Here is a 21,456-nt window from a genome sequence, read left to right as displayed (position 1 = left end):
ATAAAGCCTCAAGGGCTTCTCTTGCTCGCGGTGCTCGGCGGGATGTTCCTGGCGATGCTCGACCAGACGATCGTCGGCACCGCGTTACCGCGGATCACGGCCGAGCTGGGCGGCACGACGCTCTACGTCTGGGTGGTGACGGCGTACCTGCTCACCTCGACGGTGACCGTGCCGCTCTACGGCCGGCTGTCCGACCAGCACGGCCGCAAGCCGCTGCTGCTGATCGGGATGGTGGTGTTCGTGGCCGGGTCCGCGCTGTGCGGGGCGGCGCAGGACATGCCGCAGCTCATCGCGTTCCGCGCGCTGCAGGGGCTCGGCGCGGGCGCGCTGCTGCCGCTGTCGATGGCGCTGGTGATGGAGATGTTCCCGCCGGGTACGAACGGCGCCCGCGTGCAGGGCGCGCTCGGCGGCGTGATGGGCCTGACGTACCTGGCCGGGCCGTTCCTGGGAGGGTTGTTCACCGACCACGCGACCTGGCGGTGGGCCTTCTACGTGAACGTGCCGATCGGCCTCGTGCTGATCGCGATCGTCGCGCGCCGCCTGCCGAAGCGGCCGGGCGTGGGCGGCGGCGGGCGTCCCGACTACGCGGGCATCGCGGTCTTCACCGTGGCCATCAGCGCGCTGCTGCTGGGCCTGACGGAGAAGGGCCTGGACGGGCACACCTGGACCGACGCCGCCGTGGCCGGGCCGATCGTGCTCGCGGCCGCGTTGCTGGCGGTGTTCGTGCTGGTCGAGAGGCGGGCGGCCAGCCCGATCATGCCCATGCACCTGTTCGGCAACCGCACCTACACGCTCGTGAACGTCACGTCGTTTTTTACGGCCTTCTGCATGTACGCCGGCGTGGTGTTCCTGCCGCGTTACTTCCAGCAGTCCCTCGGCGTCAGCGCCACCGAGTCCGGGCTGAGGATCTACCCGATGACGCTGGCCATGGTCCTGGGCAGCGTCGTCATGGGCGCGCTCATGTCCAGGACCAGGGTCTACAAGCCGTGGCTGGTGGCCTCCCCGTTCCTGCTCGTCGCGGGCGCCCTGCTCTGCCTGAACCTGACCGCGCACACCGACGGGCTGCTGCTGGCCGGCTGGATGCTGCTGCTCGGGCTGGGCATGGGCCCGATGCTGTCCGGCCTGACCGTGGCCTCCCAGCAGTCCGTCGAGCCGCAGTACATCGGCGTCGCCTCCGCGAACCTGACCTTCTTCCGCCAGATCGGCGGCTCCGTGGCGCTGGCCGTCGGCGGCACCCTCTACACCTCGACGGTCACGGCGGAGGCGCCCGTGCACGGCCTGGCCGCCGCGCACGCCTCCGCCGCGGCGGCGGTCATCCCGTCGCTGGGGGTGGCGGGGGCGCTGCTCGCCCTGATCGCGCTGGTGGCGATGCCGGCCAGGCGGCTGGAGGTGCCCGCCACGCCGCAGAGCAGGGTTGAGGCCAGTTTCGCGTCATAAGCGGCGCCATGCGAAGCTGTGATAGTCCCCAACACCATGGAGGTCCTCATGGCGGAAACACCGGAGCCGGAAGTCAGCGAGACTCCCGAGGACGAGATGAAGCGCAAGTTCCGCGAGGCGCTGGAACGCAAGCGCGGCCAGCACGCGGGCTCAGGCGCGGGTGGCAAGGGCGGCGACCCATCGAAGATCCACGGGACGCATGGTCCGGCTGCGAGTAAAAGATCGTTCAGGCGCAAGAGCGGCGGCTGAGGCCGGTAATTTCCAGGGGGTACGGCAATGCCGTGCCCCCTTTCTCTATGCCGGGGGCAGGTAGATCTTTACACCGATTCATGACGAACTGTTTGTGTTTGTCCGGAATACGTGGTTAGAGTGATGCCCACTTACCAGCCGGTGGCGTGGACCACACAAGGGGACCAGCCGGCTGGCGCCTAATCCCGATCACTCGGGAGCCGGGGACCCACCTCCCTGGGGTGAATCCGACCTCGTGTCGGTAGGGCAACTCCACCGCCCGAACCCGTCAGCTAACCCGGTAGGCGAGATGGAGAGGACACATGCGGAACTTGAATGATCACGTAGAACACCCATACAACGTGATGACGGCCGCCCTCTGAGCGGTCCCTTCTCCAGGCTCGTTTCGCGCTCCGCGTAGCTCTTCCCCCTGTCAGGTGCTTTCCCCTGCTACGCCCTTTTTCAAGCGAGCGCAATCTCCCTGCCCCCTCGCGAAGGACTGTACTTTTCATGTCTGCACGTTCTGGCCTGCGTACCCTCGCTCTGCTCACTGCCTCCACCGTCGGCGCGCTCACGATCGCCGGCACCGCGGCCCACGCCGACCCCAACACGGAGGAGAAGGTCCTGCTCAAGGGCTCGACCACCGCTTCGTACTTCTGGGACGACGCCTCCGGCCGCGCCGGCGACACCGGTCTGCCCGCCAGCGGCAAGCCCATGCAGAAAGGCCTGGCCGCCAGCCCGAGCTGGCCGCTCATGACCGAGGGCTACGTGATCCACGACGGCAAGAAGCTGCCCTTCTTCGTCGGCGACCGCGGCCCGGGCGTGCCCTCCAACAACGGGGTCATGCTGGACCTCGACGGCAAGACGTTCGCGGAGCTGACCGGCGGCACGTTCAACATGGACACGCTCGGCGTCGACGGCATCGGCGGCCAGGGCCACATCAAGGTCGACTACGTCATCACCAAGTGGGGCCCCGGTCCCGGCAAGAAGAACCACCCGGTCCCGTTCTCGACCGGCGCCTGGTCCGAGCGCGACGACAACCCGGCCGAGCCCCCGGCGGCCGCCGGCGCGGCCGTGCCGCGGGCGCGCGAGACCGGGGAGTGGAGCGACGGCACGGGCGCCGTCGTGGCCAGCGCCGTGGCCGCGGTGGGCGGCGGCGTGGCGCTCGCGAGCGACCGCGTTCGCAATCTCCTCAAGGGCTGAACTTTACGGACCTGGACCAGAATGTCATTCTGGTCCACGTGACCACCCGCGTAGCCGCGAACGGCATCGATATCGCCTACGAGAGCTTCGGCTCGCACGAGGGGCGCCCCCTGCTCCTCATCATGGGGCTCGGCGCGCAACTCATCCACTGGGATGAAGGGCTCTGCGAGCTGCTGGCGGACCAGGGACACCACGTCGTACGGTTCGACAACCGCGACGCCGGCCTGTCCACCCACTTCCACGACAAGGGCGTTCCCGCGATGGGGGCGCCCTCGCCGTATCTGCTGGACGACCTGGCCGACGACTCGGCGGGACTCATGGACGCGCTGGGCTGGCCGGCCGCCCACGTGGTCGGGGCGTCGATGGGCGGCATGATCGCCCAGGCGCTGGCCATCCGCCACCCGGACCGGGTGCTGACCCTGACCTCGATCATGTCCACCCCCGGCCCCTCGGCGGCCCCGCCCACCGAGGCCGCGCTCGCCGCCCTCATGGCCGCGCCTCCCTCCGACCGCGAAGCGGTCCTGGCCCAGGCGGTGCGGACCTGGTCGGTCATCGGCTCGCCCGGATACGAGCTGGACCGCGAGCGGATCACCACGCTGGCCGGACTCGCGTTCGACCGCTGCTTCGACCCCGGCGGGACGGCACGGCAGCTCGCCGCCATCATGGCCTCGGGCGACCGCACGGCCGGGCTCGCCGGGGTGCGGGTGCCCACGCTGGTGCTGCACGGGGAGGCGGACCCGCTCGTCCCGGTCGCGGGCGGCCACGCCACGGCCGCGGCCGTCCCGGGCGCCCGCCTGGTGACCTACCCGGGCATGGGCCACGACCTGCCGCGCGCGCTCTGGCCGTCCGTCGTGGCCGAGATCAGCAAGCTCACCGCCGCCTAGCCGAAGTGGGCACGGGTCTCCGCGAACGCCTGGTCCGTGCCCTCCAGCGCCCTGGCCACGTCGGCCTCCGTGTGCGCGGCCGACATGAACCAGTTGTGCCACGGGTGCAGGTAGACCCCGTGCCGCAGGCAGGCGTCGCTCCACCACATCGCGACGGAGAGATCGGCGTCCCCGTCGAAGCTGAGCCACGGGATCGTGACCGGCCCCGTCTGGTTCACCACGAACCCGTGGGACTTGGCCTGCGCGTAGAGCCCCTCGCGGAGCTGCGTGCCCGCGCGCTCCATGGCGCCGATGCCGTCGGTGTCGCGCAGCGTCTCGATGGTCGCCTTGGCCGCCGCCATGGCGACCGCCGAGAACCAGAACGACCCCGTCGAGTACAGCGTCTGCGCCGGTCCGCGCAGCGCGTCCGTGCCGGTGACGGCGGCGATCGGGTAGCCGTTCGCCATGGCCTTCGACCAGGCGGTCAGGTCGGGCCGCACCCCGTACGGCTCCCAGGACCCCCGCAGGTCGACCCGGAACCCGGCCCGCACGTCGTCGATCACCAGCGCGGCCCCGAGCCGGTCGGCCAGGGCGCGGGCGCCCCGCGCGAAGGCGGGCTCCACCAGCTCCTGGTCCTCGAACGAGTCGTGCTTGAACGGCGTCACGATGATCGCCGCCACGTCGCCCTCCACGGTCGCCGCCGCGGCCTCCAGGGACTCCAGCGAGTTGTAGGTGAACTCCACCAGGTCGGCCCGCTCGTTGGGCGTCGTGCCCGCCAGGGAGGGCGTGCACCAGGGGTCCGCCCCGTGGTAGGCGCCGTGCGCCATCAGGACCTTGGTCCGCCCGGTGGCGGCGCGGGCGACCATGAGCGCCTGCGTGGTGGCGTCGGTGCCGTTCTTGGAGAACATGGCCCAGTCGGCGCTGGGCACGGTGTCCACCAGCAGTTCGGCCAGCTCCACCATGATCGGGCCGGGGCCGTTGAGGCAGTCGCCGAGCGCGGCCTGCCGGGCGGCGGCCTCCTCCACGCGCGGGTGGCGGTGGCCGAGCACGACCGGGCCCCAGCTGCACATGAAGTCGATGTACTCGCGCCCGTCCACGTCCCATTGGCGGCAGCCCTCGCCGCGTTCGAAGAACTGCGGGAAGCCGGGGGCGAAGAGGGCGGCGTTGAGGTGGCCGTACATGCCGCCGGGGACGACCTTCAGTGCGCGCCGGCGGAGTTCTGCGTCGGTCATCCGAGAGTCCTTAGAGTCGAGTCGAGATCGATGAGGCCGGCGTCCGAGCCGAGCCCCGTGGCGACGCGGGCGGCGGCGGCCGTGCCCCAGCGGGCCGCGGTCAGCACGTCCTGCCCGTGCAGCAGGCCCGTCAGGAACCCCGCGCAGTACGCGTCCCCGCAGCCGGTCGTGTCCGAGACGTCCACCTTGAGCGCGGGCACCGCCTCCGCGCCCTCCGGAGTGACCACCAGGCTGCCCGCGGCCCCCAGCGTGACGAGCACGCCGCGCGGCCCGTCGGCCAGCAGGGCCCGGGCGGCCTCGCCGACGTCGGAGGCGCCGGTCATGAGGAGGGCCTGCGCCTCGTTCGGCAGCACGTAGTCCACGTGCGGCAGGAAAGCGCGGGCCATTCCCAATAAGTCGGGCATCTCCGAAAGGAGGTCCATGGTGATGACGGTGCCGGACGCGCGTACCTCGTCCAGGAGGGCGAAGAACGCCGGGTCGCCGAGGCCGAAGGTGACGTCCATCCCGCCCAGGTGGATCGCCCGCACGCCGCGCAGCACGTCGGGGTCGAGGTCCGCGTACGTCACGCTGAGGTTCGCCCCCGGCACGTGGAAGCTGGGCCGCCCGCCGTCGGGCCTGATGGGCAGGATCGAGGCGGCCGTCTGCTCGCCCGCCCTGCGCACCAGGCGCGAGACGTCGACACCGCGCTTGGCGAGCACCGCCACCAGGAAGTCGCCCAGCTCGTCGTCGCCGGCGGCGCCCATGGTGATCACGGAGTTGCCCAGCTTGACCAGGTCGACGGCGGTCCCGGCGGCGGCGCCGGCGGCGGTGAGGCGGATCTGCTCCACCAGTACGGTGTCCTGGCCCTCGGGGATGTGATCGATGGGCCTGGCGAGAATGTCGACGATGTGGACGCCGACGGTGGCGACGGTCATAGTCTAAATAGACAGACGTCCGAATAAAAAGTCAATGGAGGAGCCGATGCCCAAGATCGTCGATCACGATGAGCGCCGGCGCGAGGTCCTGTCAGCCGCCCGCCGGGTGATCGTCAGGGACGGCATCGACGCCGCCACCACGCGGGCCATCGCCAAGGAGGCCGGATACTCCAACGGCGTGCTCGCCCACTATTTCGCCGACAAGGACGAGATCCTGCTGTCGGCGCTGCGCCAGTCGCACCAGCGCATCCGCGACCGGCTGACCCGCAAGGTCGAGGGCGCCACCGGGCTGGCCGCGCTGCGCGAGCTGCTGCTGGACAACCTGCCGCTGGACGCCGAGCGCACCCAGGAGTCGCGCCTGGAGGTCAGCTTCTGGAGCCGCAGCCTGGCCTCGGAGCGCCTGGCCGAGGTCCAGCGCACGGAGGCGGACGAGCTGCGCGCCGCCGTACGCGACCTGCTGGCGCAGGCCCGGGCGGCGGGCGAGCTGCGCACCGACGACAACCTGGACGACCTGACCGAGCACCTGCTCGCCCTGGTGGACGGCCTCAGCCTGCACCTGCTCCTCTACCCGGGCCGCCTCAGGCGCGTCGACGTGGAGCGCCTCATGCTCCAGGCGCTCGATCGCCTGTGACCCCCATTGCCGTAATTCGGACGACCGACTACATTGCCGACGCATGAGCCTGCGCGAGCAGTTGTGCGAGTACGGCCGGCGCGTGGTCGAGCTCGGCCTGGTCATCGGCACGTCCGGCAACCTGAGCGTGCGCGAGGGGGATCTGGTCGCGGTCACCCCCTCGGGGGCGGCGCTCGACCGGCTGACCCCGGAGATGTGCCCGGTCGTGGACGTCGAGGGCTACCTCGTCGAGGGCGACCTGCAGCCGTCCAGCGAGACCCCCATGCACCTGGCCGTCTACGCGACCACGGACGCCCGGGCCATCGTGCACACGCACTCGGTGTTCGGCACGATCGTGGCCACCACGATGACCGAGCTGCCGCCGGTGCACTACAACGCGCTGCTGCTCGGCGGCGTGGTCAAGGTGGCCGAGTATGCCACGTACGGCACGCCCGAGCTGGCCGCCAACGTCCGGGCGGCGATGGAGGGCAAGAAGGCCGCCCTGATGGCCAACCACGGCGGGGTGACCGTCGGGACGACGCTGGAGGAGGCGTTCGAGGCCACCCGGCTGCTGGAGTGGTTGTGCGAGGTGTACGTCCGGGGGCTCAGCGTGGGCAAGCCGGCCGTCCTCACGGACGAGCAGCTCAACGCGGTGATCGAGCGCGCGCTGAACCCCCCGACGTTCCCGCGTCGCCTATGAGAGCGCGGCCTGCTCCGCCAGGCCCAGAGGCAGCCCGCCCGACCCGGCGATCCGGTCGTGGAACTCCTTCAGCGACCCCTGGAACGACTCCCGGATGCGGTCGATCTCGATCGCGCCCGTGAGGTAGGAGGGCGCCTGCGTGGGCCACGCGCAGTAGCGGTTCACCTCGCCCTGAGCGGTGCCCGGCGACAGCGACGCCCTGGTCGCCATGAACGTCTCCGCCTCCTCGATCGACATGTCCTCGCAGTGCAGCGCGGTGTCCACGACGATCCGGGCGGCGCGGAAGATCCGGCAGTCCAGGTGGGCCAGCTCGGTGGCGGGGGTGTCGAAGTAGCCCTGCTCGTGCAGGAGCTTCTCCACGTACAGGGCCCAGCCCTCGGTGAAGTACGGGGTGCGGAAGACCTTCCTGACGGTACGGGGATTGCCCGCCATGTACGACAGGTGCCAGTGATGCCCCGGGTAGGCCTCGTGCACGGAGATCGAGGGCATCTGGGCCCGCGAGTTCGTCCGCAGCCGCTGGCGTACCTGCTCGGGGGTGAAGTCGTCGGGCGTGTAGGGGACGAAGAAGACGCCCCTGCGCGAGGCGCTCAGCGGGGGCGGCGCCAGGTAGTGGGCGACGGACAGGACCGGACGGGTGTACTCGGCGGACGGGAGCACGTCGCACTCCTCGCCGTCGGCGAACGTGACCAGGTCCCGCTCCCGCACGAACTCCCTGGCCCGCTGGGTCTCGGCCGCGTACTCGGCCCGCATGTCGGCCAGGGTCGGCGGATGGTCGTCCATGAGGAACTCCATCGCCGCCCGCCAGTCCTCGCCGCCGTTGACCCGCAGCGCCACCTGGCGCATCCGCGCGTCCAGCTCGGCCCAGGCGATCTTGCCCTTCTCGTGCAGCTCGGCGGCGCCGTAGCCGAGCATCTCGCGTTCGCGCAGCAGGGTGGAGTAGAGCTTCTCGCCCATCCGCCAGGTGCCGCCGCACTCGAAGCCCTCGAGGAAGGCGACCAGCTCGTCGAACGCCCGCGCGGCCGGTTCGGCGGCCTCGGCCAGCTTCGCGGCCAGGCCGGGGTCCTCGACCATGGAGGGGATCGTACGGGTGAGGAAGTTGCGGCCGGTGCGGGCCTGGCCGAGCCCGCGCTTGACCAGCAGCGGGGCGGCCAGCTCGGGGTCGAGGTTGGCGCGGCAGGCGGCCAGCACGCCGGGCACCTCGGCCAGCCGGGAGACGGCCGAGGACACCAGCTCGGGCTCCGGCTTGAGGCGCCGCTGGAACGGCGTGTACATGGAGGCGAAGATCGCGGACAGGTAGACGGCCGGGTCGCGCCGCCACTCGGGCCAGGAGGCGAGCGCGATCGAGCCTCTCAGCTGGGAGAGGACCAGGTCTCTGTCGATGGCGTCGTCGACGGTGGCGGTCTGGAGGGAGGAGAGGCGGTCGAGCCAGCGGGCCTCTTCCCGCTCGCGGGCGGTCCAGGCGGAGGCGGTGAAGTCGCCGAGGGTGTGATCGTAACCGTCGGCCCCCAATGAGCTGGCCAGGACGGGACGGTCGGAAAAGTACCACTTGAGAAACTCGTCCACCGATGCACCATATCCTGTGGAAATGCCCCTGCAGATCACTGGCGCGCTAGGCGACCCTGACCTGATCCGCCTCCCCTGGGAGGTCCCCCTCCAAGACTGGCCGCAGTACCATCTCGTCGATCTGCCGCGCGGCATTTCACGGCACGTGGTGCGGTTCGCCCGGCTGTCCGGCAAGGTGTACGCGATCAAGGAGATCAGCGAACGGTACGCCAAGCGCGAATACCAGCTGCTGTGGGACCTGGCCCGCCTCGACGCGCCCGCCGTGGAGCCCGTCGCCTACGTCACCGGCCGCGAGGAAGGGCTGGACGCGGCGCTGATCACCCGGCACCTGCAGTTCTCGCTGCCGTACCGCGCCGTCATGTCGGGCACGCTGCGGCCCGACACGCTCACCCGCCTGCTGGACGCGCTGGCCGTGCTTTTAGTGCGGCTGCACCTGAACGGGTTCTACTGGGGCGACTGCTCGCTGTCCAACACGCTCTTCCGCAGGGACGCCGGGGCCTTTGCCGCGTACCTGGTGGACGCCGAGACCGGCGAGATGCACCCCATGATCAGCGAGGGGCAGCGGCTGGCCGACATCGACACCGCGCACACGAACATCTTCGGCGAGATGCTCGACCTGGAGGCCGGCGGGCTGCTGCATCCGTCCATCGACCCCATGGAGACCGCCGAGGACATCGTCACCCGCTACCACCGCCTGTGGGACGAGATCACCCAGAGCGAGATCATCGAGGAGGTCGACTGGCACCGCGTGGAGCAGCGGATCCGCCGCCTGAACCTGCTCGGCTTCGACGTGGCCGAGATGATGGTGCGGCGCAAGGTCGGCACCGGGCGGCTCATCGTACGGCCCAAGGTCGTGGACGCCGGCCACCACCAGCGGCGGCTGCTCCGGCTGACCGGGCTCGACGTGGAGGAGAACCAGGCGCGGCGGCTGCTCAACGACCTCGACGGGTTCAGGGTGGCCAAGGGCCTGCGGCACGAGGACGAGGCCATCGTGGCGCACCGGTGGCTGGCGGAGATCTTCCAGCCGACGGTCGACGCCATCCCGGCGGAGCTGCGCGGCAAGCTGGAGCCCGCGCAGCTCTTCCACGAGATACTCGACCACCGCTGGTACCTGTCCGAGGAGTCGGGCGCCGACGTGGGCCTGGCCGCGGCCGTGAAGTCGTACGTGGACAACGTGCTCGTCCACAAGCCCGACGAGAAGGCGCTGCTCCCGGAGGAGGAGGCGGCCCGGTAAGTTTCGGCTCAGTAGGCCACCGTGATGCGCTTGCGCGGGTGGGCGCCGTTCTCCAGCTCGTCCGCGACGGCGACCGCGTAGTCCTCGGCCGAGATGAAGCTGCGGCCCTCGGAGTCGGCCAGCAGCGTGTCGCCGCCGATGCGGTAGACGCCGGTGCGCTCGCCCGGCGCGATCTCCGCGGCCGGGGAGATGTACGTCCAGTCCAGGTCCTCGACCTCCCGGTAGAGGCCGAGGGCCGACCTCTGGGCCTTGGACTCCTTTTTGTAGAGCTCCGGGAAGTCGGGCGTGTCGACCAGGTCCTGTCCCGGCGCGATCTGGAGGCTGCCGGCGCCGCCCACGACGATCAGCCTGCGTACACCGGCGGCGCGCACGCCCTCGATGAGCGCGCGGTTGGCGTCCAGGAAGGGCGGCTCGGGCTCGGTGCCGTCGCGGGGCGGGGCGATGGCGGAGACGACGGCGTCGTAGTCCTTGGACAGGGTGGCGGCGTCGTGGACGTCACCTTTGACGGGGCCCTTGCGGCTGACGGCGGTCACCTCGTGACCGCGATGGGTGAGTTCGGCGGCTATGCGCTGGCCGATCATGCCGGTCGCGCCAAAGAGCAGGATCTTCATGTGCGCCAGAGTATCCATCGGATACTGGTTACTTCATCGTGCTATAAGTACCTTATGGATACTGGCGATGTCTTCGACCCTAATTGCCCGACCCGGGTGGTTCTGGATCGGATCGGGGACAAATGGTCGGTGCTGGTGCTCCTCAGCCTCGCCCACGGCCCCATGCGCTTCACCGCCCTCCGGGGGCGGATCGGCGGGGTCACGCCGAAGGTGCTGACGCAGACGTTGCGGGCCATGGAGACGGACGGGCTGGTGACGCGGGAGGTGTTCGCGGAGGTGCCGCCGCGGGTGGAGTACGAGCTGACGGCACTGGGGCGGTCACTGCACGAGCCGATCTCGGCGGTGGCGACGTGGGCCGAAAACCACGTAACCGAAATCCTCACCCACCGCACCCAATCCACCTAACCTGCCCTCCACCCCCTCATCACCGCCTGCACTGGCGTCGGAGGGCTCCGGAGTGCGCCCATCACCCTTCTCGCATCTCATCGCCGCCCCGCCCCGCCCCAGGCCCCGCCCCCCAGGCCCCGCACCGGCGCCGGGAGGGCTCGGGGGCGCGCTACGCCGCCGTCTCCGGGTCTCACCACCGCATCGCCCGCCGCGCACCGCTCACCGCATCGGCCACCGCTCGCCGCCCCGGCCCGGCCCACCGCCCCGGCCCGGCCCGCCGCCCCGGCCCGGCCCGCCGCCCACCGCCCGGCTCGCCACTCATCGCCGCGCCCGTGAGTCGGGTCGCTCGGGTGCGTCCCGGGATGGTCGGTAATGGGGGCGGGATTCCGGACATGGGGTGAGTGGTGGTGAACCACAGTGAGGAGAACGGATGGGAGTCGATCCCGAAAGCCGGTTCGAGGCGATATACGAAGCGGCCTACCCCCAGCTGCTCGGATACGCGTTACGCCGATGCCCGGACCCCGACGACGCGGCCGACGTCGTCGCCGAGACGTTCATGGTCGCGTGGCGCCGGATCGAGGAGGTGCCCGAAGGCGACGAGGCGAGGTTGTGGCTCTTCGGGGTGGCCAGGAAGGTGCTGGCCAACCAGCGGCGCGGTGAGCGGCGGCATGAGCAGCGCACCGCCGCCCTGCGCGAGCAGCTGGCCGCCTCGCCGCTCGTCGCCGAGCTGCCCGGCGACGACCTGTCGCAGATGGGCAAGGTGTTCCGGGCTTTGTCCGAGGACGACCGGGAGTTGCTCGCTCTCGTCGCGTGGGAACGGCTGGACCCGGGTCAGATCGCCAAGATCCTCGGCATCTCTCGGAACGCCGTGCGGGTCAGGCTCTTCCGGGCCCGGAAACGCTTCGCCCGTGGCCTGGCCCAGGCCGGGGTCGAGTACTCGAATGCCGTCGCGATCGAAGGGAGCAGCCTGTGAGCATCCGAAGGGAGCAGCCCGTGAACATCGCCGAGCTCGCCCGCGTACGGGACGAGGAGCTGGCCGGGGACCCGGTGGGGCAGGCGTCCGGCGCGGGGGCGCGGGCGCTGATGGAGTCGATCATGGCCGAGGAGCGGGTGCCGGCGCGCAGGCGCTCGTCGCGCGGAGGGCGGTGGCTCGGGCTGGCCACGGTGGCGGTTGCCGCGTCCGTCGTGCTCGCCGTCGGCGTGCCGTTCGGCGGCCCCGTCACCGAGTACGCCAACGCCGCCGTCTCGGTCAAGGCCGGCGACGACTACCTGGAAGTGGCGATCAACGACCCCGAGGCCGAAGCGGCGGAGTTCACGGAGGCGTTCCGCGCCGTCGGGCTGGACGCCGTGGTGAAGAAGGCGCCGGTGGCGCCGGAGGACGTGGGCGAGCTGGTCGGCCCTATCGTGGACGGAGAGTTCCCGCCTGGTTTGGGCATGACGAGCAGCCGTAAGGAGGACTGCGCTTCCGCCTGGTGCGGCACGGTATCCATCCCCATTCACTCCAAAGGAAAGATCATCTTCGGGATCGGCCGACCGGCCGCGCCGGGGGAGCGCTACGCCACCCAAGGGCAGATCTCCCCGCCCTCCGACGGTGGGGACGTCGACGGCTATGAAGCTCACGGCAAGCGGGTCGCCGAGGTCAGGGCCGATATGGAACGGCTCGGACTGAAGATCACGTACGTGGTGATGTGGACGACCGGTCCCGAGGGCGTCGGCGAGGGGTACGAAGTGGACGACGCGTACGTCAAAGACGACTGGACCGTCGCCTTTGCCATGAAGACCGCGTCCGACGCCGTCCAGCTGACGGTCGAAGCCGGTCCCGGGGTGCCGCTGAACTCGCTGCCCAAGGGCGCCCCGCTGGAAATTTCCGACTGGTGGAAGGACTGAGGCTGGTCTTGCCGTTCGCGTCCTCGTGCACGATGCTGGCATCTGTTCAGGCGAGGCGATCACGGCAAGGTCACGTCTCGATTGCGCCCCCTTGACGCGTGTCGGCGGCCGTTCGTACGTTCGGGCAAACGTTTAGGAAACTTTCCTAATTCAGGAGCCCCCATGACCCATCCCGGCGAGATCACCCGGCGTCAGATGCTGCGCCGCCTCGGTATGACCGCGTTCGTCGCCGGCCCCGGTGCGGGCCTCCTGAGCGCCTGCGCCACGGCCGGCACGGGCGGCGAGCCTTCGGCCGCCCCCAGCATCACCGCCTCGGCCGACACCAAGAACCCGTTCGGCGTCGACCCCAAGAAGCCGCTGGAGGTGGTCATCTTCAGCGGCGGGTACGGCGACGCGTACGCCAAGGACCTGCACGAGGAGCTCTACAAGAAGGAGTTCCCCGGCGTCTCGGTCAAGCACAACGCCACCCAGCAGATCGGCACCCAGTTACGCCCGCGCTTCGCCGCCGGCGACGTCCCCGACGTGCTCAACAACTCCGGCCCCGACTCGATGGACCTGGCCGCGCTGGCCGCCGAGAACCACCTCGCCGACCTGACCGTGCTCTTCGACGCCCCGTCGATCGACGACCCGGCCAAGAAGATCCGCGACACCGTCACCCCCGCCGTGATCGACAACGCCAAGATCAACGGCAAGGACCTCGTCCTCAACTACACCGTCTCCCACCGCGCGCTCTGGTACAACGCCAAGCTGTTCGCCTCCAAGGGCTGGTCGCTGCCGAGGACGTGGGCCGAGTTCACGGCGCTGGGGGACACGGCCAAGCAGGAGGGCATCCTGCTCTTCGCGTACCCGGGACAGAAGGGCCCGTACTACCAGCTCTGGAACGTCCTCTACACGGCCGCCAAGATCGGTGGGAACCAGGTCATCATCGACATCGACAACCTGGTCGACAACGCCTGGAACGCCGAGCCGATGAAGCAGGCGGTCACGGCCTGGGTGGACATCCAGGCGAAATATGGCGACAAAGCGTACTTCGGCCTCGACCACACCCAGACCCAGGTCAAGCAGCTCCAGAACAAGCTGCTCTTCTACCCCGTCGGCTCCTGGGTCGAGAACGAGATGGCCAAGGACAAGCCCGACGACTTCGAATACGCCATCGCCCCCATCCCCGACGTCACCACCGCCGACAAGATGCCGTACGGCGCCATCCAGGTCGGCGTCGGCGAGAACTTCGTCGTCGCCGCCAAGGGCAAGAACCCCCAGGGCGGCCTCGAATACCTGCGCATCATGCTGTCCAAGGACGGCGCGCGCGGATTCACGGAGAAGACCGAGAACCTCACCGTGGTGAACGGCGCCGCCGCCGGACTCGACCTGCCCGCCGGACTGATGAGCGCCGCCAAGGCCCAGGACGCGGCCGGTCAGAACATCATCACCGACGCGCGTTTCGAGGGCTGGTACAAGGAGCTGTTCGACTACGGCACCCAGCAGATCAACGTGGTCATGGCCGGGCGCATCACCCCGGAGAAGTTCTGCGCGAACATGCAGAAGAAGGCCGACGAGATCAAGAAGGACGACGCGGTCGCCAAGCAGACGCGGAGCCAGTGAGCAGATGGAGCGGCTGCGCAAGTACGGGTTCGTCGCCGGATTCCTCGCCGTCCCCCTGGTGCTCTATACGGTCTTCGTCATCAGCCCTTACGTCCAGGCGTTCCAGCTCTCCCTGACGAGCTGGAACGGATACAGCTCGGTCGTGCGGTACGTGGGGCTGGACAACTTCGGCCGGCTGCTCGACGACGAGGTGTTCTGGCAGGCCCTGCGCAACCACGGGATCATGCTGATCGTGCTGCCGATCACGACGATCGTCATCGCGCTGTTCCTGTCGTTCCTGCTGAACCTGGGCGGCGGCACGAGCGGCGCGGGCATGAGAGGGGTCTGGGGGTCGAAGTTCTACCGGGTGGTGTTCTTCTTCCCCCAGGTCCTGGCCGTCGCCGTGGTCGGCGTGCTCTTCCAGGCGGTCTACCGCCCCGACGCGGACGGCGTCATCAACGGCGTGCTGGCCAGGTTCGGCGCCGAGCCCGTCGGCTGGCTCACCGAGCCGAGCCTGGCCCTCTGGTCGATCATCGCGGTGATGGTCTGGCAGGGCGTCGGCTTTTACGTGGTGCTGTTCTCGGCGGGCATGGCGGCCATTCCCAAGGACTATTTCGAGGCCGCCGCGCTGGACGGCGCCGGGCGCGTCCGGCTGTTCTTCTCGATAACGCTGCCGCTGCTGCGCGACACCATCCAGGTCGGCTGGATCTACCTGGGGATCGCGGCCTTCGACGCATTCGCGCTGGTGCAGGTGCTGGCCGGCGACAAAGGCGAGCCGGACGGCGCCACGACCATTCTCCCGGTCACCATCTACAAAACGGCCTTCGCCTACAACAAGGTCGGATACGCCTCCGCGATGGGCGTGGCGCTGTTCTTCCTCACCGTGACCTTCGCCGTGCTGACGCTGCGGACGACCAGGCGTGAAAGGGTTGAGCTCTAGATGGCCAGAAACCGGCCGAGGCCCGGCGTGCTCAACGGGCTCTCACACGTGGCGCTGGCCGTCTGGGCGTTGCTGATCATCCTGCCGCTGCTGTGGACGTTCCTGGCGTCGTTCAAGAACAACACCGAGATCTTCGGCGACCCGCTGCAACTCCCGGGGGCGCTGCGACTGGACTCGTGGGGCCGGGCCTGGGACAAGGCGCACATCGGGCAGTACATGCTCAACACCGTGGTCGTCGTCTTCTTCGGCACGGCGGGCACGATGTTGTTCGGGTCGATGGCGGCGTACGTGCTGGCCCGCTACACGTTCATCGGCAACAAGCTGATCTACTACTACTTCGTGGCCGGGCTGGCGTTCCCAGTGTTCCTGGCCCTGGGGCCGCTGTTCTTCGTCGTCAAGCAGTTCGGCCTGCTGAACTCCCACTTCGGGCTCGTTCTCGTTTACATCGCCTATTCGCTGCCCTTCACCGTCTTCTTCCTGGCGGCGTTCTTCCGGACGCTGCCGGAGACCGTCGCCGAGGCCGCCATGATCGACGGCGCCTCGCACACCCGGACGTTCTTCCAGATCATGGTGCCCATGGCCCGGCCCGGCCTGATCAGCATCACCATCTTCAACGTCCTCGGCCAGTGGAACCAGTATCTGCTGCCCCTCGTGCTCCTGGCCGGTGACCCGGACAAATGGGTGCTCACCCAGGGCATCGCCAAGATCTCCACCCTGGCCGGATACGAGGCGGACTGGCCGGGCCTGTTCGCCGCGCTGAGCATGACCATCCTGCCGGTCATGGTCGTCTACATCATCTTCCAACGCCAGATCCAGTCCGGGCTCGGCTCGGGGGCGCTGAAGTAGCGTGGCACCATGAGCGAGAACCTGCCCGAATGGCGGCGCGAGGGCGACGAGATCCGGCGCACGATCGAGGCGCCCGACTTCCCCACGGCCATCCGCATCGTCGACGAGATCGCGGTGAAGGCCGAGGAGCTCAACCACCACCCCGACATCGACATCCGCTGGCGTACGCTCCACCTGGTCCTCACCACCCACGACGCGGGCGGGCTCACCGACCTCGACTTCACCCTGGCGGCCGTCATCGACGACATCGCGGCAAAACACGGCGCCTGACCGCCGAATACCCACCGTAGCGGCTCGGTTACTCGTTAGAGTGGGTGCCCTCCCGGAGCCCTCCTGCCGAAGGGGCTCGAACCATGGAGGGTCTCATGCGCGTGCCCGCACTCCTGTTCATCATGCTCACCGCCTCCTGCGCGGGCCCGCCCGCCCCGCTCCAGCAGGCCATGGGGCCCAGCGAGGGCCCCAGCGAGGGGGCCACGAGCGCGGCGATCAGGCTGTCCGGCGAGGGGGAGTTCACCGCCTCCGACACCGCCGCCATCGTCTACGACCGCAAGCTGGTCCCGAAGGGGGCCCAGGGCAGCGCCCACGTCGAGTCGGCCGCCGGCCAGACCCGCACCAGCCTCGTCGTCGAGGGCCTGCTCCCCAACCGCCGCTACGGCGCCCACCTGCACGTCAAGCCCTGCGGGAAGAAGCCCGACGAGGCGGGGCCGCACTACCAGCACAAGGCCGGCGAGATCAGCCCGGCCAGCGAGGTCTGGCTCGACTTCACCACCAACGCGGAGGGCGCGGGCCGCTCGTCCGCCCGCAACGACTGGGTCCTCGACCCGGCCAAGCTGCCCGGCTCGCTCGTCATCCACGCCAAGGCCACCAAGACCTCGGGCCCGGAGGTGGGTACGGCGGGCGACCGCGTGGCCTGCCTGACCCTGAAAAAGGTGTCGTAACCGCGCCCAGCCACAGGCATAATTACACAATTACATAGCGGAAGGTGTAGTTGTGACCCAGTGGCAGCCACCTAGATTACGGCTGTTCGAAGCCGCGCACCGCAGGGCGACCTGGCTGGAGCTCCTGTACGACCTCGTCTTCGTCGTGGCCGTCGCCGAACTGGCCGATGTGCTCCCCACGAGCCTGCCGGCGTTCGTGGGCCTGTTCGTACCGATCTGGTGGGCCTGGCTGGGCTACGTCTTCTACGCCAACAGGTTCGACACCGACGACGTCAGCCACCGGTTGCTCGCGCTGCCGCAGATCCTGGCCGTGGCGGCCATGGCGGCGAGCGTGAGCGACATCGACCAGCGTTCCGGACTTTTCGCCATCGCGTATGCGGTGGTCAGAGTGCTGCTCATCGTGGCCTATGTCCGGGCCGGTCGCCACGTGCCCGAGGCCAGGCCCCTGACGACCCGCTACGCCGTCGGGTTCACGGTCGCGGTGCTCATCTGGCTGGCCTCGCTCGCCGTCGACCCGCCCCAGCGCTACGCGTTCTGGGCCGTCGCCCTGGCGATCGACCTCGTCACGCCCCTGCTGACCAGGGGAGCCCAGGGCAAGCTGCCGCCGCAGACCGAGCACCTGCCGGAGCGCTTCGGCCTGTTCGTGGTGATCGTCCTGGGCGAGGTCGTGGCGGCGGTCGTGCTCGGGCTGAAGGGCCACGACGTGACGCCGGGCACGCTGCTGATCGCCCTGGCCGGGGTGGCGATCGCGATGGGCTTCTGGTGGCTGTACTTCGGCCACATCGACGAGTCCGTCGTGCTGCGTACCCGGCTGGCCGGACAGGTGTGGGTCTACTCGCATCTGCCGCTTTCGCTGGGGCTGGTAGCGTTCGGGATCGGGATCGAACACGCGATCATGCACCCGTCCTCGTCGAGCTGGTCCGTCGGGCTGCCCGCCGCCGTGGTGCTCGCCGTGCTCGGCCTGCAACACCTGTGCTCGTCCGACCGGCGGGCGGGCGCCATCCGCCTCGGCGCGGCGGCGCTCACGCTGGCCACCTCGGCGCTTCCCGTGGCCGCCGCGCTGCCCCTGATCATCCTGTACGCGGCGGCGCAGGTGGCGTACGACCTGTTCCGCCCGCGGCCGGAGGGCGCCGCATGACCCCCGAGGACCTGTTCCGCCCGCAGCCGGAAGGTGCCGCATGACCGCCAAGGACCTGTTCGACCGCCAGCTGGCCGCCATCGCCGACCGTGACCTGGAGGCGCTGCTGGGCCAGTATCACGACGACGCCACGGTCGTCCGCTTCGACCGCGTCGCAAGGGGCCCCGCCGAGATCAGGGACCTGTTCACGGCGTACCTCTCGGCGGAGCCCAAGGTGGACGAGGTCGTCTCGGTGCGGACGACCGACGACGTGATCTTCTACAACGCCCTGATGACGATCGCCGGGAACCGCGTCACCACGTACGGCACCCTGGTCATCAGGGACGGCAGGATCTGGCGCCAGACGGCGGCCGCCGTCCCGGTCACCTGATCGCGGCCGCCATCGGCTGCCACGGGGCCGCGTCGAAGATCAGCATGATCGAGCTGATCTTCCCGTCGCGGAGCCGGAAGTGCTCGGCCGTGCGCTGGATCGCGGCCGGCGTGGCCGTGTGCACGTCGTAGACCAGCGTCGCCTCCGCCTCCCCGTACAGCTCGCTGATCATCTCCACCTCCGTCACCACCCGCAGGAAGCCTTCCAGCCCCGCCAGGTGCCCGGCCGGGTCGGCGGAGGAGATGAACGGGCTCCTGAACGAGAACGGCTCGCCGACCAGCGCCGCCGCCTCCTCGACCGCGCCCCGGAACCGGGCGTCGTGATAGGCCCTGACGACCTCGCGCGCGCTCATCGGGCCTCCTGGGCGGCCAGGTGCTCGGCCAGCCGCTGCTGGTTGCCGGCCAGCCGCAGGCACAGGTGGCGCAGCGACGTCAGCTCCTCGGGGGAGAACCCCCGGAAGATCGCCGCCATGGCGAGCTGCGACGGCCTCCTGAACGCCTCGATCCATGCCCGCCCCTCGGGGGTGATCCGGGCCAGCACCGACCGCCGGTCGCGCGGGTCCGGGACCCGCCGCGCGAGCCCGTCCTTCTCGAGGGTGTCGACGAGGCCGGTGGCGTTCCTCGGCGTCACGCCCGCCGACTGGGCCAGCTCTCCGATGCTGACGCCGCCGTCGTCCGCGTCGCTCAGCCGCAACAGCAGGTCCATCGCCCCGGAGCTGAGCCCGCGGCCCTCGCTGCCGTGGGCGCGCATGCGCTCGATGGACTGGAAGGCGGTGCGGACGGCGGCGGCGGCTTCGAAGGTGAGGGTGTCGTCGCCGGCGAGCCGGCGCATGGCGGCTCTGGCGTCGGGGTCGTAGAGCAATCCGGTGTCATCATGTTCTAACTTCATAATGAAGCCATACTTTATTACGTACTTCCATAAGGCGCCACTCACCCGCCACCGCCGGCGCTCGCGTCGGCCTGCAGGGTTTTCCGCAGCGCCGTGGTGATCGGCTCGATGGGTGCCGACAGCTGCTCCACCCTGTGCTGGCGGCGGCGCCACTCCCGGCCGGGCAGGACGGTCTTGAGGTGGGCCGCCGCCGCCAGCGCGGCCAGGAGGCGGATGTCCGGGCTCAGCCGGCTGAGGGGCCGGCCGCCGTGGACCGCGCGGGCGACGTGCTCGGCGAGCCTGCGCGAGAGGTACGGCTTGCGCGGCGTGACCCGCTCGACCGGGAACAGCAGAACCCGGCGGCGCTCCACCCGGACCAGCCGGGCGGCTTCCAGCTCGTCGCGGACCAGCCGATACGCCTGCGCGTGGTCCTTGCGGATCCAGCTCCCCCACGACCGGGGCGGAGAGCCGGCGATCTGCTCCCAGACGGCCGCCTGCAGCCGGCCGGGGGCGGCGGGGGCGGTGACCGCCCGCGCCTTGCCCGACTCGTCCGCCAGGCTGCCGCTCGTCATGAGCTCGGCGAGCGCCGCCGCGCGCAGGAGGCAGCCCAGCCGGCGGCGGTCGGTCGGCCGTTCCTTGCGGAGGTCGAAGGCCAGCAGGAAAACCGACCTCGGCGGGGACTCACCCTGCTGTGTCGTCGTCCGCGGTTGCATCCGCCGTCTCCCCTTCTCCCAGGGCTTCTTCCGGCTCCGGGGCCTTGCGCGGGCGCCCGCGGGGGCGCATGCGCCCCACGCTGTCGGGCAGGCGACCGGCCTCCGAGAGGGCCTTGCGCAGCAGGAACTCGATCTGCGAGTTCGTGCTGCGCAGGTCGTCGGCGGCCCACTTCGCCAGCGCGTCGTGGACCACCGGGTCGAGCCGCAGCAGGATCTTCTTCCGCTCCACGGCGATTACTGGTAGAGCGTGCCGGTGTTGACCACCGGCTGGGTGTCGCGGTCGCCGACCAGCACCACCATGAGATTGCTGACCATGGCCGCCTTGCGCTCCTCGTCCAGCTCCACCACCTCGTGCTCGGCGAGCCTGGCCAGGGCCATCTCGACCATGCCGACCGCCCCCTCGACGATCCGCTGCCTGGCCGCCACCACCGCGCCGGCCTGCTGGCGGCGGAGCATCGCGTGGGCGATCTCCGGCGCGTACGCCAGGTGGACGATGCGCGACTCGATGACCTTCACCCCGGCCGAGGCCACCCTGGCGCCGATCTCCGCGGACAGCCGCTCGTTGATCTCGTCGGCGTTGTCCCGCAGCGACAGCCGCGGCTCGCCGTGCGAGTCGTACGGGTAGACGCCCGCGATGTGCCGCACCGCCGTCTCCGCCTGGATGGCGACGAACTCCACGAAGTCATCCACCTCGAACACCGCCTGCGCCGTGTCCTGAACCTGCCAGACCACCACGGTCGCGATCTGGATCGGGTTGCCGTCCGCGTCGTTGACCTTCGTCACCTCGGTCTCGTGGTTGCGGATCCTGGTGGACACCCGCCGCCGCGCCGTGAACGGGTTGACCCACTGGAAGCCCGGCGTCCGCAGGGTGCCGACGTACCGGCCGAGCAGCTGCACCACCCTGGCCTCGCCCGGCGCCACGGCGGTGAGCCCGAAGCACAGCGTCGCGCCCAGCAGGACTATGAGGGGGGCCGCCACCACCAGCCACGCGCCGGACTGCCCGGCTCCGTCGGCGAGCATGACGATCCCCAGCGCGAGTAACGCCACCCCGCCCAGGATCAGCACCACAGCCACCCCCAACAGCACGAATCCGTTGGCCGCCCGGACGGGGCGCTCGCTGGTGTGCGGCGCCGGCATGTCCACGACGGTCCCTTCGAACGATGTGTCTGTCATCGCCCGTCCCCTCTTCTGGCC

At 70.1% G+C, this 21,456-nt stretch carries 26 protein-coding genes and 1 riboswitch; of the genes, 17 read left to right on the top strand and 9 right to left on the bottom strand.

What is annotated here, in order from left to right; all coding sequences use genetic code 11:
* Positions 1-30 precede the first annotated feature (30 nt).
* The 4 genes from HD596_RS03275 (at position 31) to HD596_RS03260 (ending at position 3,752) form a co-directional block, all read left to right on the top strand.
* Positions 31-1,437, top strand: coding sequence for an MDR family MFS transporter (locus HD596_RS03275; protein WP_313047505.1), 1,407 nt, complete (start codon positions 31-33; stop codon positions 1,435-1,437).
* A gap of 48 nt (positions 1,438-1,485) precedes the next feature.
* The gene (locus HD596_RS03270; RefSeq protein ID WP_221519159.1) at positions 1,486-1,686 is read left to right on the top strand and encodes a DUF5302 domain-containing protein; all 201 of its coding nucleotides are present in this window, start codon (positions 1,486-1,488) and stop codon (positions 1,684-1,686) included.
* Between the two features lie 166 nt (positions 1,687-1,852).
* A riboswitch (cyclic di-AMP (ydaO/yuaA leader) is annotated at positions 1,853-1,988 on the top strand.
* A 187-nt stretch (positions 1,989-2,175) separates the two neighbouring features.
* The gene (locus HD596_RS65540) at positions 2,176-2,868 is read left to right on the top strand and encodes a hypothetical protein (protein ID WP_376775818.1); all 693 of its coding nucleotides are present in this window, start codon (positions 2,176-2,178) and stop codon (positions 2,866-2,868) included.
* A gap of 38 nt (positions 2,869-2,906) precedes the next feature.
* Positions 2,907-3,752, top strand: coding sequence for an alpha/beta fold hydrolase (locus HD596_RS03260; RefSeq protein WP_185067809.1), 846 nt, complete (start codon positions 2,907-2,909; stop codon positions 3,750-3,752).
* On the opposite strand, the gene HD596_RS03255 is transcribed toward HD596_RS03260, so the two are convergent.
* Positions 3,749-4,963: an aminotransferase class III-fold pyridoxal phosphate-dependent enzyme gene (locus HD596_RS03255; protein ID WP_185067808.1), complete on the bottom strand. Its 1,215-nt coding sequence runs from the start codon at positions 4,961-4,963 to the stop codon at positions 3,749-3,751. The two genes, HD596_RS03260 and HD596_RS03255, sit on opposite strands and share 4 nt — an antisense overlap.
* The gene (locus tag HD596_RS03250; RefSeq protein ID WP_185067807.1) at positions 4,960-5,877 is read right to left on the bottom strand and encodes a carbohydrate kinase family protein; all 918 of its coding nucleotides are present in this window, start codon (positions 5,875-5,877) and stop codon (positions 4,960-4,962) included. Before HD596_RS03250 ends, HD596_RS03255 begins: the two co-directional genes overlap by 4 nt.
* A gap of 46 nt (positions 5,878-5,923) precedes the next feature.
* Here HD596_RS03250 and HD596_RS03245 point away from each other — a divergent pair, with 46 nt between their 5' ends.
* Together HD596_RS03245 and HD596_RS03240 are read left to right on the top strand one after the other, a co-directional pair.
* Positions 5,924-6,508, top strand: coding sequence for a TetR/AcrR family transcriptional regulator (locus tag HD596_RS03245; RefSeq protein WP_185067806.1), 585 nt, complete (start codon positions 5,924-5,926; stop codon positions 6,506-6,508).
* A 43-nt stretch (positions 6,509-6,551) separates the two neighbouring features.
* Positions 6,552-7,187, top strand: a complete 636-nt coding sequence (locus HD596_RS03240) for a class II aldolase/adducin family protein (protein ID WP_185067805.1) — start codon at positions 6,552-6,554, stop codon at positions 7,185-7,187.
* On the opposite strand, the gene HD596_RS03235 is transcribed toward HD596_RS03240, so the two are convergent.
* Positions 7,182-8,750, bottom strand: coding sequence for a DUF885 domain-containing protein (locus HD596_RS03235; RefSeq protein ID WP_313042507.1), 1,569 nt, complete (start codon positions 8,748-8,750; stop codon positions 7,182-7,184). The genes HD596_RS03240 and HD596_RS03235 overlap by 6 nt on opposite strands.
* Before the next feature lie 22 nt (positions 8,751-8,772).
* On the opposite strand from HD596_RS03235, the gene HD596_RS03230 reads away from it, so the two are divergent.
* Positions 8,773-9,984 (top strand): DUF4032 domain-containing protein, encoded by a 1,212-nt coding sequence (locus HD596_RS03230; protein WP_185067803.1) that lies wholly within the window; start codon positions 8,773-8,775, stop codon positions 9,982-9,984.
* Between the two features lie 8 nt (positions 9,985-9,992).
* Here the strand turns inward: HD596_RS03230 and HD596_RS03225 are convergent, their stop codons facing one another.
* Positions 9,993-10,595: an NAD(P)-dependent oxidoreductase gene (locus HD596_RS03225; RefSeq protein WP_185067802.1), complete on the bottom strand. Its 603-nt coding sequence runs from the start codon at positions 10,593-10,595 to the stop codon at positions 9,993-9,995.
* A 96-nt stretch (positions 10,596-10,691) separates the two neighbouring features.
* On the opposite strand from HD596_RS03225, the gene HD596_RS03220 reads away from it, so the two are divergent.
* The 10 genes from HD596_RS03220 (at position 10,692) to HD596_RS03175 (ending at position 18,682) form a co-directional block, all read left to right on the top strand.
* Complete coding sequence (locus HD596_RS03220) at positions 10,692-11,000, top strand: winged helix-turn-helix transcriptional regulator (RefSeq protein WP_313042501.1); 309 nt, start codon at positions 10,692-10,694, stop codon at positions 10,998-11,000.
* A 412-nt stretch (positions 11,001-11,412) separates the two neighbouring features.
* Positions 11,413-11,955 (top strand): RNA polymerase sigma factor, encoded by a 543-nt coding sequence (locus HD596_RS03215; protein WP_185067800.1) that lies wholly within the window; start codon positions 11,413-11,415, stop codon positions 11,953-11,955.
* Positions 11,952-12,869 (top strand): hypothetical protein, encoded by a 918-nt coding sequence (locus tag HD596_RS03210; protein ID WP_185067799.1) that lies wholly within the window; start codon positions 11,952-11,954, stop codon positions 12,867-12,869. Before HD596_RS03215 ends, HD596_RS03210 begins: the two co-directional genes overlap by 4 nt.
* A 162-nt stretch (positions 12,870-13,031) precedes the next feature.
* Positions 13,032-14,471, top strand: a complete 1,440-nt coding sequence (gene ngcE / locus HD596_RS03205) for an N-acetylglucosamine/diacetylchitobiose ABC transporter substrate-binding protein (RefSeq protein WP_185067798.1) — start codon at positions 13,032-13,034, stop codon at positions 14,469-14,471.
* A gap of 4 nt (positions 14,472-14,475) precedes the next feature.
* Positions 14,476-15,390, top strand: a complete 915-nt coding sequence (locus tag HD596_RS03200; RefSeq protein ID WP_185067797.1) for a carbohydrate ABC transporter permease — start codon at positions 14,476-14,478, stop codon at positions 15,388-15,390.
* Positions 15,391-16,236: a carbohydrate ABC transporter permease gene (locus tag HD596_RS03195; protein WP_185067796.1), complete on the top strand. Its 846-nt coding sequence runs from the start codon at positions 15,391-15,393 to the stop codon at positions 16,234-16,236.
* Between the two features lie 9 nt (positions 16,237-16,245).
* On the top strand, positions 16,246-16,506 hold the full coding sequence (locus tag HD596_RS03190; protein WP_185067795.1) for a 4a-hydroxytetrahydrobiopterin dehydratase: 261 nt from the start codon (positions 16,246-16,248) through the stop codon (positions 16,504-16,506).
* A gap of 95 nt (positions 16,507-16,601) precedes the next feature.
* Entirely contained in the window at positions 16,602-17,174 is a 573-nt protein-coding gene (locus HD596_RS03185) for a superoxide dismutase family protein (protein ID WP_185067794.1), read from the top strand.
* Between the two features lie 52 nt (positions 17,175-17,226).
* Positions 17,227-18,312, top strand: a complete 1,086-nt coding sequence (locus HD596_RS03180) for a low temperature requirement protein A (protein ID WP_185067793.1) — start codon at positions 17,227-17,229, stop codon at positions 18,310-18,312.
* A 40-nt stretch (positions 18,313-18,352) separates the two neighbouring features.
* Positions 18,353-18,682: a nuclear transport factor 2 family protein gene (locus HD596_RS03175; RefSeq protein WP_185067792.1), complete on the top strand. Its 330-nt coding sequence runs from the start codon at positions 18,353-18,355 to the stop codon at positions 18,680-18,682.
* Here the strand turns inward: HD596_RS03175 and HD596_RS03170 are convergent.
* The 5 genes from HD596_RS03170 to HD596_RS03150 are packed head-to-tail and all read right to left on the bottom strand — an operon-like array spanning position 18,675 to position 21,435.
* The gene (locus HD596_RS03170; RefSeq protein ID WP_185067791.1) at positions 18,675-19,034 is read right to left on the bottom strand and encodes a nuclear transport factor 2-like protein; all 360 of its coding nucleotides are present in this window, start codon (positions 19,032-19,034) and stop codon (positions 18,675-18,677) included. The two genes, HD596_RS03175 and HD596_RS03170, sit on opposite strands and share 8 nt — an antisense overlap.
* Positions 19,031-19,570, bottom strand: coding sequence for a MarR family winged helix-turn-helix transcriptional regulator (locus HD596_RS63505; RefSeq protein WP_221519158.1), 540 nt, complete (start codon positions 19,568-19,570; stop codon positions 19,031-19,033). The genes HD596_RS03170 and HD596_RS63505 overlap by 4 nt, the downstream gene beginning before the upstream one ends.
* Positions 19,571-19,611: 41 nt before the next feature.
* Positions 19,612-20,262 carry a GPP34 family phosphoprotein gene (locus tag HD596_RS03160; RefSeq protein ID WP_185067790.1) on the bottom strand — a complete coding sequence of 217 codons (651 nt, stop codon included), beginning with the start codon at positions 20,260-20,262 and terminating at the stop codon, positions 19,612-19,614.
* Positions 20,231-20,491 carry a type II toxin-antitoxin system antitoxin gene (locus HD596_RS03155; protein ID WP_376775817.1) on the bottom strand — a complete coding sequence of 87 codons (261 nt, stop codon included), beginning with the start codon at positions 20,489-20,491 and terminating at the stop codon, positions 20,231-20,233. The genes HD596_RS03160 and HD596_RS03155 overlap by 32 nt, the downstream gene beginning before the upstream one ends.
* A gap of 5 nt (positions 20,492-20,496) precedes the next feature.
* On the bottom strand, positions 20,497-21,435 hold the full coding sequence (locus tag HD596_RS03150) for an SPFH domain-containing protein (protein ID WP_185067789.1): 939 nt from the start codon (positions 21,433-21,435) through the stop codon (positions 20,497-20,499).
* Positions 21,436-21,456 lie beyond the last annotated feature (21 nt).

The organism is Nonomuraea jabiensis, assembly GCF_014204795.1.
Lineage (GTDB): Bacteria > Actinomycetota > Actinomycetes > Streptosporangiales > Streptosporangiaceae > Nonomuraea > Nonomuraea jabiensis.
This window is presented reverse-complemented; position numbering and strand designations above follow the sequence as displayed.

Excerpts from the sequence above, each read along its gene's own strand:
- HD596_RS03185 (WP_185067794.1), top strand. The coding sequence starts at position 16,602 with ATGCGCGTGCCCGCACTCCTGTTCATCATGCTCACCGCCTCCTGCGCG.
- HD596_RS03255 (WP_185067808.1), bottom strand. The coding sequence starts at position 4,963 with ATGACCGACGCAGAACTCCGCCGGCGCGCACTGAAGGTCGTCCCCGGC.
- HD596_RS03270 (WP_221519159.1), top strand. The coding sequence starts at position 1,486 with ATGGCGGAAACACCGGAGCCGGAAGTCAGCGAGACTCCCGAGGACGAG.
- HD596_RS03250 (WP_185067807.1), bottom strand. The coding sequence starts at position 5,877 with ATGACCGTCGCCACCGTCGGCGTCCACATCGTCGACATTCTCGCCAGG.
- HD596_RS03190 (WP_185067795.1), top strand. The coding sequence starts at position 16,246 with ATGAGCGAGAACCTGCCCGAATGGCGGCGCGAGGGCGACGAGATCCGG.
- ngcE (WP_185067798.1), top strand. The coding sequence starts at position 13,032 with ATGACCCATCCCGGCGAGATCACCCGGCGTCAGATGCTGCGCCGCCTC.
- HD596_RS63505 (WP_221519158.1), bottom strand. The coding sequence starts at position 19,570 with ATGAAGTTAGAACATGATGACACCGGATTGCTCTACGACCCCGACGCC.
- HD596_RS03175 (WP_185067792.1), top strand. The coding sequence starts at position 18,353 with ATGACCGCCAAGGACCTGTTCGACCGCCAGCTGGCCGCCATCGCCGAC.
- HD596_RS03230 (WP_185067803.1), top strand. The coding sequence starts at position 8,773 with ATGCCCCTGCAGATCACTGGCGCGCTAGGCGACCCTGACCTGATCCGC.
- HD596_RS03240 (WP_185067805.1), top strand. The coding sequence starts at position 6,552 with ATGAGCCTGCGCGAGCAGTTGTGCGAGTACGGCCGGCGCGTGGTCGAG.
- HD596_RS03200 (WP_185067797.1), top strand. The coding sequence starts at position 14,476 with ATGGAGCGGCTGCGCAAGTACGGGTTCGTCGCCGGATTCCTCGCCGTC.
- HD596_RS03225 (WP_185067802.1), bottom strand. The coding sequence starts at position 10,595 with ATGAAGATCCTGCTCTTTGGCGCGACCGGCATGATCGGCCAGCGCATA.
- HD596_RS03195 (WP_185067796.1), top strand. The coding sequence starts at position 15,391 with ATGGCCAGAAACCGGCCGAGGCCCGGCGTGCTCAACGGGCTCTCACAC.
- HD596_RS03245 (WP_185067806.1), top strand. The coding sequence starts at position 5,924 with ATGCCCAAGATCGTCGATCACGATGAGCGCCGGCGCGAGGTCCTGTCA.
- HD596_RS03160 (WP_185067790.1), bottom strand. The coding sequence starts at position 20,262 with ATGCAACCGCGGACGACGACACAGCAGGGTGAGTCCCCGCCGAGGTCG.
- HD596_RS03215 (WP_185067800.1), top strand. The coding sequence starts at position 11,413 with ATGGGAGTCGATCCCGAAAGCCGGTTCGAGGCGATATACGAAGCGGCC.
- HD596_RS65540 (WP_376775818.1), top strand. The coding sequence starts at position 2,176 with ATGTCTGCACGTTCTGGCCTGCGTACCCTCGCTCTGCTCACTGCCTCC.
- HD596_RS03150 (WP_185067789.1), bottom strand. The coding sequence starts at position 21,435 with ATGACAGACACATCGTTCGAAGGGACCGTCGTGGACATGCCGGCGCCG.
- HD596_RS03170 (WP_185067791.1), bottom strand. The coding sequence starts at position 19,034 with ATGAGCGCGCGCGAGGTCGTCAGGGCCTATCACGACGCCCGGTTCCGG.